The 15365-nt window shown below is 72.0% G+C and carries 13 protein-coding genes; 7 read left to right on the top strand and 6 right to left on the bottom strand.

Annotated features, from left to right (window positions below):
* The first annotated feature begins 110 nt into the window (after positions 1-110).
* The 3 genes from ACQB60_RS08415 (at position 111) to ACQB60_RS08405 (ending at position 1622) form a co-directional block, all read left to right on the top strand.
* The gene (locus tag ACQB60_RS08415) at positions 111-941 is read left to right on the top strand and encodes a helix-turn-helix transcriptional regulator (protein ID WP_496925196.1); all 831 of its coding nucleotides are present in this window, start codon (positions 111-113) and stop codon (positions 939-941) included.
* Between the two features lie 185 nt (positions 942-1126).
* Positions 1127-1459 (top strand): DUF6415 family natural product biosynthesis protein, encoded by a 333-nt coding sequence (locus tag ACQB60_RS08410; protein ID WP_496925195.1) that lies wholly within the window; start codon positions 1127-1129, stop codon positions 1457-1459.
* Positions 1452-1622: a hypothetical protein gene (locus ACQB60_RS08405; protein WP_496925194.1), complete on the top strand. Its 171-nt coding sequence runs from the start codon at positions 1452-1454 to the stop codon at positions 1620-1622. The genes ACQB60_RS08410 and ACQB60_RS08405 overlap by 8 nt, the downstream gene beginning before the upstream one ends.
* Position 1623: 1 nt before the next feature.
* Here ACQB60_RS08405 and ACQB60_RS08400 read toward each other — a convergent pair whose 3' ends face one another.
* The 5 genes from ACQB60_RS08400 to ACQB60_RS08380 form a co-directional block, all read right to left on the bottom strand.
* Positions 1624-2409 carry an ABC transporter ATP-binding protein gene (locus ACQB60_RS08400; RefSeq protein WP_496925193.1) on the bottom strand — a complete coding sequence of 262 codons (786 nt, stop codon included), beginning with the start codon at positions 2407-2409 and terminating at the stop codon, positions 1624-1626.
* The gene (locus tag ACQB60_RS08395; RefSeq protein WP_496925192.1) at positions 2406-5222 is read right to left on the bottom strand and encodes an ABC transporter permease subunit; all 2817 of its coding nucleotides are present in this window, start codon (positions 5220-5222) and stop codon (positions 2406-2408) included. The genes ACQB60_RS08400 and ACQB60_RS08395 overlap by 4 nt, the downstream gene beginning before the upstream one ends.
* Before the next feature lie 15 nt (positions 5223-5237).
* Positions 5238-6497 carry an ABC transporter substrate-binding protein gene (locus tag ACQB60_RS08390; RefSeq protein WP_496925191.1) on the bottom strand — a complete coding sequence of 420 codons (1260 nt, stop codon included), beginning with the start codon at positions 6495-6497 and terminating at the stop codon, positions 5238-5240.
* Positions 6498-6608: 111 nt separating this feature from the next.
* Entirely contained in the window at positions 6609-8432 is a 1824-nt protein-coding gene (locus tag ACQB60_RS08385) for an AMP-dependent synthetase/ligase (RefSeq protein ID WP_496925190.1), read from the bottom strand.
* Positions 8433-8681: 249 nt separating this feature from the next.
* Complete coding sequence (locus tag ACQB60_RS08380) at positions 8682-9257, bottom strand: winged helix-turn-helix transcriptional regulator (protein ID WP_496925189.1); 576 nt, start codon at positions 9255-9257, stop codon at positions 8682-8684.
* 219 nt (positions 9258-9476) lie between these two features.
* On the opposite strand from ACQB60_RS08380, the gene ACQB60_RS08375 reads away from it, so the two are divergent.
* The 3 genes from ACQB60_RS08375 to ACQB60_RS08365 all read left to right on the top strand — a co-directional run bounded on the left by ACQB60_RS08375 (position 9477) and on the right by ACQB60_RS08365 (position 12669).
* Positions 9477-10322 (top strand): helix-turn-helix domain-containing protein, encoded by an 846-nt coding sequence (locus ACQB60_RS08375; protein ID WP_496925188.1) that lies wholly within the window; start codon positions 9477-9479, stop codon positions 10320-10322.
* Complete coding sequence (locus ACQB60_RS08370) at positions 10319-11116, top strand: SAM-dependent methyltransferase (RefSeq protein WP_496925187.1); 798 nt, start codon at positions 10319-10321, stop codon at positions 11114-11116. Before ACQB60_RS08375 ends, ACQB60_RS08370 begins: the two co-directional genes overlap by 4 nt.
* Positions 11117-11229: 113 nt before the next feature.
* On the top strand, positions 11230-12669 hold the full coding sequence (locus ACQB60_RS08365) for a helix-turn-helix domain-containing protein (protein ID WP_496925645.1): 1440 nt from the start codon (positions 11230-11232) through the stop codon (positions 12667-12669).
* 58 nt (positions 12670-12727) lie between these two features.
* Here the strand turns inward: ACQB60_RS08365 and ACQB60_RS08360 are convergent, their stop codons facing one another.
* Entirely contained in the window at positions 12728-14269 is a 1542-nt protein-coding gene (locus ACQB60_RS08360; protein ID WP_496925186.1) for an MFS transporter, read from the bottom strand.
* A 113-nt stretch (positions 14270-14382) separates the two neighbouring features.
* Between ACQB60_RS08360 and ACQB60_RS08355 the strand changes: the two genes are divergently transcribed.
* Complete coding sequence (locus tag ACQB60_RS08355) at positions 14383-15363, top strand: Lrp/AsnC family transcriptional regulator (RefSeq protein ID WP_496925185.1); 981 nt, start codon at positions 14383-14385, stop codon at positions 15361-15363.
* Positions 15364-15365 lie beyond the last annotated feature (2 nt).

Below are 15365 nucleotides of genomic sequence, written 5' to 3'. Positions count from 1 at the left end.
ACGGCATCCTTCCTCAAGACAGACAGGGCACCGGAGCGGGCTCTTGAGCCCTCCGTCCGGTGTGACGAGCCTGCCGGGCCCCGACTTCGCGGGTCTTGTACGTTCCTGGCATGGCCTCCGACCGCCCCCGCACGTCCATCAGCGCCTGGCGGCCGCCGGTCCCCGGGATCGCCGAGGTCTTCCACGCCCACTTCACCGACCACGCATACCCGGCCCACACCCACGACACGTGGGATCTGATGATCCTCGACGACGGCTCCGTGGACTTCGCACTCGACCGTCACCGCCACGGGGCGACCGGCAACACCAGCGTCCTCCTGCTTCCTCCCGACATCCCCCATGACGGGCGGACCGTCACCGAATCCGGGTTCCGCAAGCGCAATCTCTACCTCGACGACTCCGTACTCCCGCAGCATTTGGCCGGCCGGGCGGCGGACACCCCGGTCCTCAACGATGAACTGCTGCGCGGCCGGATCGACCAGCTGCACACCGCTCTCGTACATCCCGGAGACGGCTTCGAAGCCGAGTCCCGCCTCTCGTTCATCCGAGAGCGGCTCCACTTCCATCTCGCTGCGCTCCAGCCCCGCGCACCGGGGCGTGAGGCAAACCGGCTCGCCGCTCAGCTGCGGGAACTACTGGACTCACGGACCCACGCCGGCCTTTCCCTGCACGATGCCGCGGCCACCCTGCATGCCCACCCCACCCATCTGATCCGCTGCTTCAAGCAGACATACGGCCTTCCGCCACACGCCTACCTCACCGGCAAGCGGATCGAACACGCCCGTCGCCTCCTGCTCGACGGCCACCGACCCGCTGAGGTCGCCACAACCGTCGGATTGCACGACCAGGCCCACCTCAACCGACACTTCACACGCCACGTCGGCACCACCCCCGCGCGCTACCAGCGCACTCGCACCGGTTTGTACCCAACTACCTCTTGAGCCCTCGCATCGGATGCTCGCCTCAGAACGTCCCCAATAGCCTCCGCCTCTGAAGATCAACCCGGCGAACCTATGCGGTCAGAGCACTAGGTCCCGCTCGCAACGCTCACAAATCTGTGAGCATTGTGACCCCGGCTGGGGCCCACGCTGGTCACCTACCTGATCAACGTGGATGCGGGGACACCATGAACGCTCAACTCTCCCCGGTGGACGACCTCATCGAGGAAGCCCTCTCGGCCTGCCGCACCCTGCCGTGCACGACTGACGTGCGTGCCCTGGACGAGCGACTTCGAGCCGCACTGCAGGAACGCTTGCCGCTGGTGCAGAGGCAGGCGGACGGACTGGACCGCGGCACCGTCGCCTGGTGGAACCGGCAGCGTGTCCTTGACGCGGCCGACAACGCCCTTGCCGAACAGCTCCCCGCAGACGCCCCACTGGTCGCTGCCGTGTACGTCGCCGAGCTCGGCCGCCGCCTCCGCGAACTCGACGCCTACGCAAAGGAGGTTGAGCATGACTGAAGAGAAGGCGCGTCAGCGGGGAGTCGAGATTCCGGGCCTCTGCTGGGATCAGAAGCCCGGCGACACCTATCGCTGCTGCCGAAGGGCGGGGCACGGCGGCGACCACCACCACTACTACGGCGGTGGACGGTGGCCGCAACAGGGTGGTGGCCCGCCCGGGTAGCTCAAGCCGTCGCCGCCGTGCCCAGATACGCGTCCCGCACCCTGGTGTCCGCGCGCACCTCCGCCGCCGTGCCCTGGGCCAGGACCCTGCCGAGGTCGAGGACCACGACGCGGGCGCAGAGTTCCATGACGAAGGCGACGTTGTGCTCGACGAGGACGATGGCGCAGCCCTCCTCGTCGGCCAAGTGGCGTATCACTGCGGAGAGGTGGGCTCTTTCGTCCGCTGTCATGCCGGATGCCGGTTCGTCCAGGAGCAGGACGCGTGGGGGGTCCGCCACCGCGCGGGCCAGTTCCACCATGCGGGCCTGGCCCACGGGGAGTGCGCCCGCGTAGTCGTTTGAGAGTGTGTCCAGGCCGCATTCGCGCAGGACGGCCGTGGCCCGTTCGCGGCGGGATGCCTCGTGTTTGCGGCGGGTCGGTGCGGAGAGCAGATCCGCTGCGAAGCCGCCGCCGCCTCCCCGCCACTCCTGCGCGACCAGGAGGTTGTCGGTCACGGTCAGCTGTCCGAAGAGCTGCTGCCGCTGGAAGGTGCGGCGCATGCCGTGGCGGGCCCGCCAGACGGGGGAGCGGCGTGTGACGTCGGTGCCGTCGAGGAGGATCCGGCCCGTGTCGGGGCGGCGGATGCCGGACAGGACGTCGAAGAGGGTTGTCTTGCCTGCCCCGTTGGGGCCTATGAGGCCGCAGACCTCGCCGGGGGTGATGGTGAGGTCCACGCCGTCCAGGGCGTGGATGCCGCCGAAGCGGACGCCGATGCCGGTGGCGGCGAGCGCGTGTCGGTCTTGGGTCATGGGTGGCTTGCTCCTTCCGCCCTGTGGTCGGTGGCCCTGTCTGTGCCTGTGGCCGTGGCCTTCATGCCCAAGTACGCCTCCGTCAGGCGGTCCTGTCTGACCTCCGCCCGCGGGCCGCACCACGACACGCGGCCCTGTGCGAGATACGCGACCGTGTCCGCCACCCCGAGGACCTCCGCCGCCTTCTCCTCCACCAGGAGCAACCCTGCCCCCGCGTCGCGGAGTTCGGTGAGGAGGTGGAACACCTCGTCGACGATGCGGGGCGCCAGGCCCAGGGACGGTTCGTCCGCGATCAGTACGGTGGGTGGGTTCTGGAGGAGGGGGGCCAGGGCCAGGAGTTGCTGTTCGCCGCCGGAGAGGGAGCCTGCCGGTACCTTGCGGCGGGCGGCGAGGGTGGTGAAGCGGGCGTAGACGGCGTCTCGTTGGTCCTTGTCGGGGAGGTGGAGGGTGAGGTTCTCCTCGATGGTGAGGGAGGGGAAGATGCCGCGGCCCTCGGGGGCGAGGAGGACGCCGGAGCGGGCGCGGTGGGTGGGGCCGGTGTGTGTGACGTCGCGTCCGCCGATGCGGATCTGGCCCTCGGCGGGCGGGATGAGTCCTGCGGCCGCCTTGCACGTGGTCGACTTTCCGGCGCCGTTGGGGCCCAGGAGGGCGACGATCTCGCCGGGGTGGACGGTGAGGGTCACTCCGTGGAGGACGGGGGCGCCGTCGTAGCCCGCGTGGAGGTCGTGGAGGGTCAGGGCTGGGCCTCCGGCGGGCTCTTCCCCAGTCCCGCCCCTTCCCGATACGGCGACTCCGTCGCCCCTGGCGCACCCTTCCTGGGGCTGCGCCCCTGGACCCCCATCGGCCTGAACGGCCTCGTCCTCAAACACCGGACGGGCTGGGTCCGCCGCCCCAGGCCGCGGCCTGGAAACCCGCCGCCGATGCAACCGCACCGAAACCGCCGCACAATACCCGTCAGGGTCGTTGGCCAGCGCCAGTCCCGCAAGGCCGAAGAGGACCACCGGCACCTGAACCGACTCCGTGACGTAGTCGCTCAACAAGTGCGGGACGACGGCGAACACCACCCCCGCCACCACCGCGAACTGCGGCCTCCGCACCCCCGCGGCCACCACCACCGCCAGCCACACGAGCCCCGTCATCGCCGTGAAGTCCGTAGCCGTGATACGGGTGTTGAACGACGCGTACATCACCCCGCCGAAACCGGCGAGCCCCGCCGACAGCGTGAACAGAAGTAGCTTCGTCCGTACCACCGACACCCCCGACGCCAGCGCCGCCGCCGGGGCCGAGCGGACCGCCAGCATCGCCCGGCCCGACGCCGAGTTCCGCAGCGCGCTGAGCGCCGCGACCGCCGCCGTGGCGAGGACGACCATCGCCACCCCCATCGCCCGGTCGTCGCTCAGGTCGACGGGGCCGAACACCGGGCGCGGGATCTCCCAGCCCGTGTCGCCGTTCCTCAACCAGCCCATCTGGAAGAGGACTTGGTCCGCCAGGAAGGCGAGTGCCAGCGTCGCGAGGGCGAGGGAGCGGCCGCCCAGCCGCAGCGCCGGCAGCGCCACCACCGCGCCGAGCAGCGCCGCGCACACCGTCCCGACGAGCGCCGCCGCGATGAACGGCCACCCGTGGCTCATCAGGAGCCCGGCCACCAGCGCCGCGCCCGTCACGAACGTGGCCTGCGCCAGCGACACCATCGCGCCGAGCCCGGTCACGACCGTGAAGGAGATGAAGACCAGGGAAATGGCCAGCCCTTGGGCGAGGACGCCGCTCCAGAAGGGGGTCGTGATCGTGTAGAACGCCAAAGCCATCAGCACCGCCGCCACTGCCCACGGCCCCCACCTCCGCGCCCACGACCTCCCCGCCAAGTAGTCGACCGGGGGCGCGTCGGCCGCCGCCGTCCCCGCCGCCCGTTGCCGCCGGGTCAGCAGCAGCAGTCCGGCGAACAGGAACAAGAAGGGCACCGCCGTACGGAAGCCCGTGATCCGGTCCGCGAAGTCCGCGTAACCGGCCACCAGGTTCTGCAGCACCCCGAGCCCGAGCCCGCCCGCGAACGCGAGCGGGATCGACATGAAGCGGCCCAGCACCGCTGCCGTCGCCGACACGAACAGGAACAAGGTGAAGTCGTGCGAGGACAGGCCCAGCAGAGGAGTCGCCAGGACTCCCGCCAGTCCCGCCAGTCCGGACGACAGCATCCACGCCACCGACGACAGCCGGTCCGCGCTCATGCCGCGCAGCTCCACCAGTGAGCGGTTGTCGACCGCCGCGCGCAGCCGCAGGCCCAGGGGGGTGTGGCGCATCAGCAGCCACAGAGCAACCGCCACCGCCGCCGTCGCCACCCACGTGATCAGCTGGTCGGAGTCGATGCCGACGCCGTCCATGAGCTGCCATGACGTGGCGGGGCTCGGCCCCACGCCGGGCAGGCCGAACTGGTTCTCCGCCGGTTTCACCGAGGCGCCCGCGTCCTCAAGGAGCTCCACCACCCACAGGCCGAGCGCGGGCAGGGCCACCAACAGGCCGATGGTTGCCACGATCTGGGCCGTCTCGCCGACGCGGGCCAGCTTCCGGAACATGAGACGGTCCAGGCCCCAGCCGAGTGCCGGGGCCGCGACGCAGACCAGGAGCAGGGCGGTGGGGACGGCGGGCCAGCCGAGGCCGGAGTGGAGCTCGTAGAAGGTGAGGGCGCAGAGGTAGGCGGTGGCGCCGTGGGCGAAGTTGAAGAGTCCGGAGGCGGAGTAGGACAGGACGAGGCCCGTGGCCAGGAGCGCGTAGAGGGCGCCTGAGACGAGTCCGCTCAGGACGAAGCCCAGCAGGTCCGACATGGGGACGGGTCCCCTCTACTTGAAGGGGATCGGTTCGTAGCACTTGAAGGGGGCCGACACGCGGTACCTGCCGCCCTTGAGCTGTACGAGGGCGCCGCAGCCGAACGCCTCCTTCTGGCCCTTGGGCAGGGCGCGGTCGCCGACCATGGTGCCGGTGTCGGAGTAGCCGTCGGCGGCCTTCTGGAAGGACTCGACGGTGAGGTCCTTGCCCGCCTTGTCGGCGATGGCGAGGAAGAGGTCGGCGGACATGTAGCCCGTCATCATGTGCATGTTGAGCGGGACGTCCTTCCCCGCCGTCTTCCTGATGTCCGCCTTGAACTGCTTCATCGCCGGGCTGCTCTGCTCGAACGGCTGGAAGGCCAGCAGGACGTGCACGCCGTCCAGGGCCTTCTTCGTGGCGCTCTTGGAGAGCAGACCGGGGTCGTAGTCCGTGGGGTCGGTGAGGACGCCCTGGTAGCCGGTGCGCTTGACGGCGGTGAACAGGCCGATGTTGTACGGGGTCTGCATGACGCTCACGACGGCGTCGGGGGCCTTGCCGCCGTTCGAGCGCAGGATCGCCTTCGTGTACGCGGACCAGTCGTTCGGCACCGAGGTGGCGGGGACCGTGGACTTGGCGTACGTCACCTTGAAGCCGGCGGCGGCGAAGCTCTGCTTGTAGGTGCGGATGGCGAAGGTGCCCGCGTCGTTGTCGTTGGCGAGGATCGCGACGGTCCTGCCCTGGGAGCCGTTCAGCACCTTCCTGAGGCCCTCCGGCCAGCTCTGGGTGATGGTGCCGCCGGGCATCGGGACCATGCAGCCGCCGAAGCCGTACATATAACTCGGGCCGCAGAAGGGCGGGATGGTGCCCCAGCCGAAGGTGGGGACCTTCTGCTGCTGGAGGAAGTCCGCGCCGGAGAACGTCACCGAGCTCATCGGGGCGATCGCGAAGACCTTGTCACGCTGGACGAGCTTGCGGGCGGCGGCGAGGTTCTTGGCGGGGTCCTGGCCGTCGTCCTCGGCGCCGGTGTAGTCGATCTTCCGGCCGTGCACGCCGCCCGCCGCGTTGGCGCGCGCGAAGCGGGCCCGGGCGCCGAGGTCGGTGTCCTTCTTGCTGTAGCCGCTGGCGGTCGTCATGGAGACGATGCCGCCGACCTTGATGGCGTCGTCGGTCACGCCCCGGCTGGTGCCGCCCTTGCTGTCCGTAGAACTTCCGCTGGTGGAAGCCGAGTTGCAGGCGGTGGTGGCGAGCAGCAGGGCCGCCACGGTGGCGGTGATGGCACGGATCGATCGCGGCACGGTCGAGCCCCCTCCGTCGAAGTGGGGCTGATTCTGTGCGGGACCTGATGAACCGTCAATAACTGGCGCGACAGTAATTGATGAGCCGTCAGAAACCTTCGGCGCGGCGGATCAGGCGCGGTAGAGGGCCTCGACCTCGGACGCGTACGCCTGCTCGATGGCCTTCCGCTTCAGCTTCAACGAGGGCGTGAGCAGGCCGTGTTCCTCGCTGAACTGGTGCGCCAGTATCCGGAACGTACGGATCGACTCGGCCTGCGAGACCAGCGTGTTGGCGGCCACCACGGCGCGGCGCACCTCCGTCTCCAGGTCCGGGTCGCGGACCAGGTCGGCGGGGGAGAGCTGCGGCTTGTTGCGCATGGTGAGCCAGTGCTCCACGGCCTCGGCGTCCAGGGTGACGAGCGCCGCGATGTAGGGGCGGTCGTTGCCGACGACGATGCACTGGGCCACCAGCGGGTGGTCGCGGACCCGTTCCTCGAGGAGGCCCGGCGAGACGCTCTTGCCGCCGGAGGTCACCAGGATCTCCTTCTTGCGCCCGGTGATCGTGAGATAGCCGTCCTCGTCGAGCGCGCCCAGGTCGCCGGTGGCGAGCCAGCCGTCGTGCAGCGCCGCGTCGGTGGCCTTGGGGTCGTTGAGGTAGCCCTGGAAGACGTTGCCGCCGTGCAGCCAGACCTCGCCGTCGTCGGCGATGTGCACGGTGGTGCCGGGGATGGCCTGGCCGACGGTGCCGTAGCGGGTGCGCTCGGGCGGGTTGGCGGTGGCGGCGGCCGTGGACTCGGTCAGCCCGTAGCCCTCGTAGATCGTGACGCCCGCGCCCGCGAAGAACAGGCCGAGGCGGCGGTCCATGCCGGAGCCCCCGGACATCGCGTGCCGCACGCGTCCGCCCATCGCCTCGCGCACCTTGGCGTAGACGAGCTTGTCGAAGACCTGGTGCTGCATGCGCTGTGCGGCGCTCGGCCCGGGGCCGGTGCCGAAGGACTTGGCCTCGACGGCGTCCGCGTACCTGACGGCCGCCTCGACGGCCTTGTCGAACGGGCCGGTCCTGCCGTCGCGTTCGGCCTTGCGGCGGGCCGCGTTGAAGACCTTCTCGAAGATGTACGGGACGGCCAGGATGAACGTGGGCCGGAACGCCTGCAGGTCGGGGATGAGCGCCGCCGCGTTGAGCTGCGGCTGGTGGCCGAGCTTGACCCCGCCGCGCACCGCGGCGATCTGCACCATGCGCCCGAAGACGTGCGCGAGCGGCAGGAAGAGCAGCGTGGCCGCCTCGTCGCCGCGCTTGGAGTGGAAGACCGGCTCCCAGCGCTCGATGACGGTGTCCGCCTCGAACATGAAGTTGGCGTGCGAGATCAGACAGCCCTTGGGGCGGCCCGTGGTGCCCGAGGTGTAGATGATCGTGGCGATCGAGTCGGGGGTGACGGCCCGGCGGTGGCGGTGCACCACCTCGTCGTCGATCTCGGCGCCCGCGTACGTGAGTTCCCCGACCGCGTCCGCGTCCAGCTGCCAGAGGCGGCGCAGCTGGGGGAGGCGGTCGATGACCGCGCCGATCGTCATCGCGTGGTCCTCGTGCTCGACCATGACGGCCGAGACGCCCGCGTCGTGCAGCATCCAGAAGACCTGCTCGGCGGAGGACGTCGGATAGACCGGCACGACCTGGGCGCCGACGGTCCACAGCGCGAAGTCGAAGAGCGTCCACTCGTAGCGGGTGCGGCTCATGATCGCGACCCGGTCGCCGAACCGCACGCCCTGGGCGAGCAGCCCCTTGGCCAGAGCCAGGACCTCGTCGCGGAACTGCCCGGCGGTCACGTCCTGCCAGCGGTCGTCGACCTTGCGGCCCAGGGCGATGTGGAGCGGATCCTCGAGTGCATGGTCGAACACGGCGTCGGCCAGGCCGCCCACCGGCGGCGCCAACGCCGTCGGAGGATTCGAGAACTCGCGCAATGATGCTCCTTGTGGCGCTCCGCACAGCGCCGTGACCGTACCCCACCCCGGCGCGGGGCGGGAGAGGGGTGCGGTGCCCGGGGCGCGGACGATCAGTGCTGGTCAGGCGGGTGAAATAGGGCCACAAGGGGAGGGGCGGGACAGATTTCTTACGGATCGGTAAGTTTCGGTGGCGTAATCTCCACCGAATCTGTACGGGCCGTGTACGGCCCGGTCACCGCGCCTCTGTCCCGCGGCTGACGGGTCGCGTCAGGCGTCGGGAGCCCGCCGTCTGCGTTCCTGGGCCCGCCCCAGGAGGCCGGAGTGGGCCTCGGCCCACTCGGCGGCCGGGGTCATGACGTCGAGCAGGGCGGCGGCGGGCGGCGCGAGGCGGTACGCGGCGGCGTACGGGAAGTCCACCTCGCGCTCGCGGTGGACGAGTTCGGTCCCCGTGAGGCGTTGCAGGGTGCGGGTGAGGGCGCGCTCCTGGAGGTACCGGCGCGGCCCGGCGGCCCACTTGCTCGCGGGGGTCCGCTCCCGCACCGTGTCCAGGAGCTCCGTGTACTGGAGCGGGCCCGAGCTCAGGGCGACGAGGACGTCCCAGTCCCACTCCCCGTTGAGCAGGTGCAGGAAGTCGTGGACCCGCTGGAGGTAGCGCTCGTCGCCCGGTGAGAGCTCGGGGTCGGGCGCGAGGGGCGAGGGTCGTTCGGCCGGGGCGGGGCGCCGGAAGGCCGAGAGGCGGGAGGCGAGACCGCGCGGCGGCCGTCGCCGGGTGCCGCGGGTCGTGTCGCCTCCGGTGGTGTCGCCTCGGGCCGTGTCGTTTAAGGGGCCGTTCGCCTCAGGCATGCGGATACGGCTCCACCAGGAGCCGTACAAGCCCCCAGCCGGAATCCGTTCGCATTGACGGCGTTTCAGGCATCTACCTGTCCCCCTTCTGAGCTGGTCCGGGCTCTGTTTCGCCGAGCAGGCAGTGATGCCATAGAAAGGGTTGCGCGCAGGGATTGCAAGGTACAGGGTGTGCACTATCCACAAGTTGCGGTAAGTGCGGGAAAGGGGGAGGGATTTGTGGCCCGCGAACGATCCGGCAGGACCGTCGCGCACCTCGTTCTGGCCACCCGGCTCAAAACTTTGCGTGAGTCGGCGGGACTGACGTTCCGGGAGGCGGCCGACGCGCTCGGCGCCCATCCCGCGACGGTCCGCCGCATCGAACAGGCCCAGACGTCCCTGGACGCGGGCCAGGTCTCCACGCTCCTGGCGGCCTACGGCGCGGGCCCCGCCGAAACGGAGGAATTCCTCGGGAAGTTGGCGGCGGCCAACCGTCCCGGATGGTGGCACCCGTGGCGTGCCGTCATGGACTCCTGGCAGCTGGACCTGATGAGCGTGGAGTCCGCGGCCAGCATCATCCGCACCTGGCACCCCGCGCTCGTCCCGGTCCTGCTGCGCACCCCTGCCTATGCCCGCGCCGTCGACGACGCGCTGCGTCCCGGCCTCTCCCCGGCCGAGAAGGACGGGCGCATCGAATTCCTGATGGAGCGTCAAGAGCGGCTGCGCGCCCAGCAGACCCGTGTCTGGGCCCTGATGTCGGCGGTCGCCCTGCGCACCCAGGTGGGCGACGCGGAGATCATGGCCGAACAGACCAAGGCCCTGCGGGCCGCCGCCGAGCGGCCCGAAGTCACCTTGCAGGTCCACCCCTTGGACGCCCCGCCGCACGCCCTGACCGGCAAGCCGCCGCTGACCGTCTACCGCGTCGAGGTGCCGGAGATCTCCGACCACGTGGTCCGCGAGGGCGGACTGCCCGGCACGGCCGACGTGTGGGACGCGCGCGAGACCGTGACGGCCTACCTCATGCTGCTCGACTACGCCTGCACCGCAGCCCCCCATCCCCATAGATCGAAAGAGGAACTGGCGTGACCGAACCGACCCAACTGCCCCCGCAGATAGACACGTCCGTGGCGCACAGCGCCCGGGTGTGGAACTACTGGCTCAACGGCAAGGACAACTACCCCGCCGACCAGCGCGCCGGTGACGCGTACTGCGGCAAGTACCCGAAGATCAAGCCCTTCGCACAGGAGTCCCGCGACTTCCTGCGCCGCTCGGTGACCTATCTCGCGCGGGACGCCGGCATCCGGCAGTTCCTCGACCTGGGCGCCGGACTGCCGACGGCGAACAACACCCACGAGGTCGCCCAGCGCATCGCCCCCGACTCCCGGATCGTCTACGTCGACCACGACCCGCTGGTCCTCCTCCACGTCCACGCGCTGCGCACCAGCACCCCCGAGGGCGCCACCGACTACGTCCTCGCGGACATGCGCGACACCGAGACGGTCCTCGCGGGCGCGGCCAAGACGCTCGACATGACCCAGCCCATCGCCCTGGTGATCAACGACGTGCTCGGGCACATCGTCGACTGGGACGACGCCCTGTCCCTGGTGCGCCGCCTGGTGGAGAAGCTGCCCTCGGGGAGCTATCTGTCGGTGAGCCACTCCACCGCGGCCGACGAGGAACACCAGGTCGTGCAGGACGAGTACAACAGCTCCGGCGCGATCCCGTACATCTTCCGCGAGCCGTCCGTGACGGTCGAGTTCTTCAAGGGCCTCGAACTCGTGGAGCCCGGCTACACCTCCTGGCCCCGCTGGCGGCCCGACGCGAACACCGGCAGGCTCACCGATCGGGCCGGGTGGGGCGGCGTCGCCTTGATCCCGTGACGACGAGCAGCGCGGGCCGCGCACAGGACTGTGCGCGGCCCGCGCCCGCCGCTGCTGCCGTGCCTCCCGGCTCCTCCCTGCCCCCCACCACCTCCCTGCCTCCCGCCGCTGCCGTGCCTCCCGTCGACGACGGGTTCCCCGGAGACGGGCCGCACCAGGACGCGCCGCAGCACGTGACGCGGCGGCTCACCCTCGCCGCGGCCCGCTCCGGCGCTGCCCTCATCGCCGAGGCCGCCGCCCTCGCCGACGGCTGGGCCACCCTCGTCGACCCCGTCGCCGGGGCGGTCCACAGCTATCCGCACACCGCCGCGCCCGCGGGCGTACGGGCGGTCGCGTACCCGCGCGCCCACCCGCACCTCCTCATCCGGCAGGCCGCCGGTGCCGTCCTCGTCCTCGGCCCCGGCAAGGCCACGCCCGGACCCCGTGCCGCGCTGGTCGCACAGACCACCGTCGACCTGCTGCGGGTGCGGGCCCGGCAGGCCGACGAGACGCGGGGCGCCGAACAGCGCCTGCACGGCGCCGTGCTGCACCTCTTGCTGCACGGCCAGGACCAGCTCGCCACCGAGGTGCTCGGCGGCTGCACCGCCACGCACGCCACCGTGTACCGGCTCACCGGACAGGGCGTCCACGCCGCCCACCACGCGCTGTGGCGCGCCGTCCGGCCGCACGCCGCCCGCGGCGCCCACCGCGTGCTGATCGCCCTGGACGGGGCCGAGTTGACGGTGGTCGCCCTGCACGACGCGCACGGCGACCAGCACCGCACCCTCCCCCTGGTCGCCCGCGTCGCCGAGCGGCACCAGCTGACCGGGGGAGCGGCCGACCCCGTACCCCTCGACGTCCTCGCCACTGCGTGGGCCGAGGCGGGCACCGCGCGCACCGGGGCGGCGCCCGGCTGCCTCAGCCCCGCGACCGGCCTCGGCGCCCACGAGCTGCTGCACGTCGTGCCCGCCGACCGGCTCGCCGCCTGGTCCGCCGCCGTCCTCGCCCCCCTGGACCGGGAACAGCGCCGCACCCTCGAAGCCTGGCTGCGCGCGGGTTCCGCGCAGGCCGCCGCGCCCGCGCTCGACGTGTCCGAGAACACCGTCCGCGCCCGCCTGCGCACCATCGGCGCCCACCTCGCCGCCGACCTGGACAGCGCCACCGTCCAGGCCCAACTCCTCCTCGCGCTGCGCACCCCGGCCCCCGCTGAGGGCCCCGCCACCGCCGCCCGCCTCCCCGCCACGCCCCTGCCCCCCGACCTCCTCGCCCCCGCCCCCGCGGAGCGCTGGGCGCGGGCCCTGCTCGAACCGCTGGACGTGCGGCTGCGCATCGCGCTCCGCTGCTGGCTGCGCCAGCGCGCCCGCACCGCGCCCGCCGCCGCCGAACTCGGCCTGCACCGCACCACCCTGACCGCCTGGCTCGCCAAGTGCGCACAACTCCTCGACCTGGACCTGTCGTTGGCGACGGTCCGCGCCGAACTCCACCTGGCCGCCGAGACGCTGGCCCGCGCGGGCGACGCGACGACGGCGCTGCCCCGCCGCGGCGGCCGGACCTACCGGGGGCCGGCGCAGTAGCGGGGCAGCGGGACGTCAGGATGTCGGGGCGTCGGGGCGTCGGGGCGTCGGAGGACGGTCAGGCGCGCTGACCCTGGAGCCCGGGGGCCGCCTGCGCCGAAGCCGAGGCAGGAGCCGAAGCCGAAGCCGACGTTGAAGCCGACGTCGAGGTCGCCCCGGCCCGCGGCGGCTGCCTCCGCGTGCGGACCATGACCAGCACCACCACGCCCGCCACGAGCCCCACCGAACCCGCCGTCAGGGACGCCGCGTTGAGGCCGGAGGCGAAGGCCGAGCGGATCGCGTGGTCCGAGAGCGTGCCGCGCAGGGCCGCCGCGCCGCCGCCCGCGACGGTGTGCGCCGCGTCGTGGCCGATCGCGTCCTGCATACGGGAGGTGAGCACCGTTCCGAAGACGGCGACGCCGAGCGCGTAGCCGAGCTGCCGGAACGTGTTGACCGCGCCGCCCGCCATGCCCGCGTTCCGCGGCGGCACGGAGGCGAGCGCCGCGCCCGCGAGTCCGGGCGAGACCAGGCCCGTGCCCACGCCCGCCAGGGTCAGGCCCGGCACCAGCGCGCCCCACGACGAACCGGCGTCGAGCCGTGCCAGGACGAGCCCGCCCACGCCGATCAGCAGCAGGCCCACACCGATCGTGAATCGCGCGGGCACCCCGTGCAGCAGCCGCCCGCCGACCGCCGCCACCACGAACGACGTCGCCGCCAGCGGCAGCATCACCAGGCTGCCGTGGACCGGGCTCATGCCGAGCACCGTCTGCAGCCAGATCGACAGGTACGCCATCAGCCCGAACGCCGCCGCGTTGTAGCCGACGGCCCCGATCAGCACCCCGGTGAAGCCGCCCTGGCGCAGCAGCCGCAGGTCCAACAGGGGCTGCGCGACGCGCCGTTCGACGGCGACGAAGGCCACCAGGGCGAGCGCGGCGACCGCGAGCGTCACCGCGGTCGGCGCCGACGTCCAGCCCTCGGCGCCGGCCCGCACCACGCCGTAGGTGAGCGCGCCGGCGAAGAGCGCGAAGGTGACCGTGCCCGCCCAGTCGACCCGGCGGCCGCTCTCGCCCTTCGCCTCCGGCAGCACGCGCAGCGTCATCCCTATCGCCGCCACGCTCACCGGCAGGTTCACGAAGAAGATCCAGCGCCAGCCGGGCCCCTCCGTGAGCAGCCCGCCCACGACGGGCCCGAGCGCCGCCGCGGCCCCGCTGACCGCGCCCCACACGCCGAGCGCGACGGACCGGTCCTTGCCCTGGTAGGCGGCGCCGAGCAGCGGCAGCGTCGTCGCGAACATCGCGGCGGCGCCCAGGCCCTGCAGCGCGCGGGCCGCGACGAGCAGCTCCGCGTTGGTGGCGAGGCCGCAGCCGAGCGACGCCACCGCGAAGGCGGCGGTGCCCGCGACGTTGAGGCGGCGCCGCCCGAGGACGTCCGCCGCGGCGCCCACCCCGAGCAGCAGCGCGGCGAGGGCCAGCGCGTATCCGTCGATGACCCACTGCAGATCGCTCAGCGTGGCATCGAGGGCCCGCGCCATGTCGGGCAGCGCCACCACCACGATCGTGACGTCCAGCAGCAGCATGAACGTCCCCAGAGACACCGCGGTCAGCGGCCCCCACTTACGCATGATCCAACTCCTCGTACGACGGATGCGTGTTCCCCGTACGATGGGGTCCGGCCGGGCGTTTCATCGCATGCCTGACGGTGAATCGCTGGAATCCGACATGTGAAGTGGTGGGCGTGGTGGAATCACCTCTCCTTGATGAGCTCGATGTGAAGCTGCTGCACGCTCTGGAGGTCGACGGCCGCGCCCCCTTCAGCCGGATCGCGGCCGTGCTCGGCGTCTCCGACCAGACCGTCGCCCGCCGCTACCGCAGGCTGATCGCCGAGGGCGGTCTGCGCATCGTCGGGGTCCGGGACCACGAGCGGCTCGGCTTCGACCGGTGGACGCTGCGGCTGCGCTGCGCGCCGGACGGCGCCGAGCCCATCGCCACCGCCCTCGCGCGGCGGCCGGACACCGCCTGGGTTGGGCTCACGTCGGGTGGCACGGAGGTCGTCTGCTGCACCAGGCCGCGCACCCAGGACGAGCACGACCTGTTGCTCGGCAAGCTGCCGCGCACCCCGCAGATCGTGGACATCAAGGCCCAGCAGATGCTGCACCGCTTCTTCGGCGGACCGGCGGGCTGGATCGTCAAGTGCGGCCCGCTCAGCGCCGAGCAGGTCGCCGCGCTCCGCCCCGAGCGGGGCCCCGCCGCCGCCATGGGGACCGCCCGCATCGACCCGGAGGACGAGGCCCTGGTCGTCGCACTGGAACGCGACGGCCGCGCCACCTATCCGGAGCTCCAACGGGCCACCGGCCGCTCGGAGTCCGGCGTCAAGCGGCGGCTCGCGGCGCTGCTCGACTCCGGCGCGGTGTACATCGACATCGAGTACGACCTCGCCCTGCTCGGCCTGCGCACCCAGGCGATGCTCTGGATCACCGCCGCGCCCTGGGCCCTCGACACGGTCGGCAAGGAGCTCGCCACGCACGTCGAGGTCGCCCACGCCAGCGCCGTGGCCGGACCCTCCAACATCATGGTGAGCGCCATCGCCCGCGACAACGCCGCGCTGTACGCCTACCTCAGCGGGAAGCTCGGCCGCCTCGAAGGCGTCCAGCACGTCGAGACGGCGCCCTTCTACCGGCGCATCAAGCAGCTCACGTACCGGGCGTATCCGCGCTGACG

The sequence above is a fragment of the Streptomyces odontotermitis genome (genome assembly GCF_050510915.1).
GTDB lineage: Bacteria > Actinomycetota > Actinomycetes > Streptomycetales > Streptomycetaceae > Streptomyces.
This window is presented reverse-complemented; position numbering and strand designations above follow the sequence as displayed.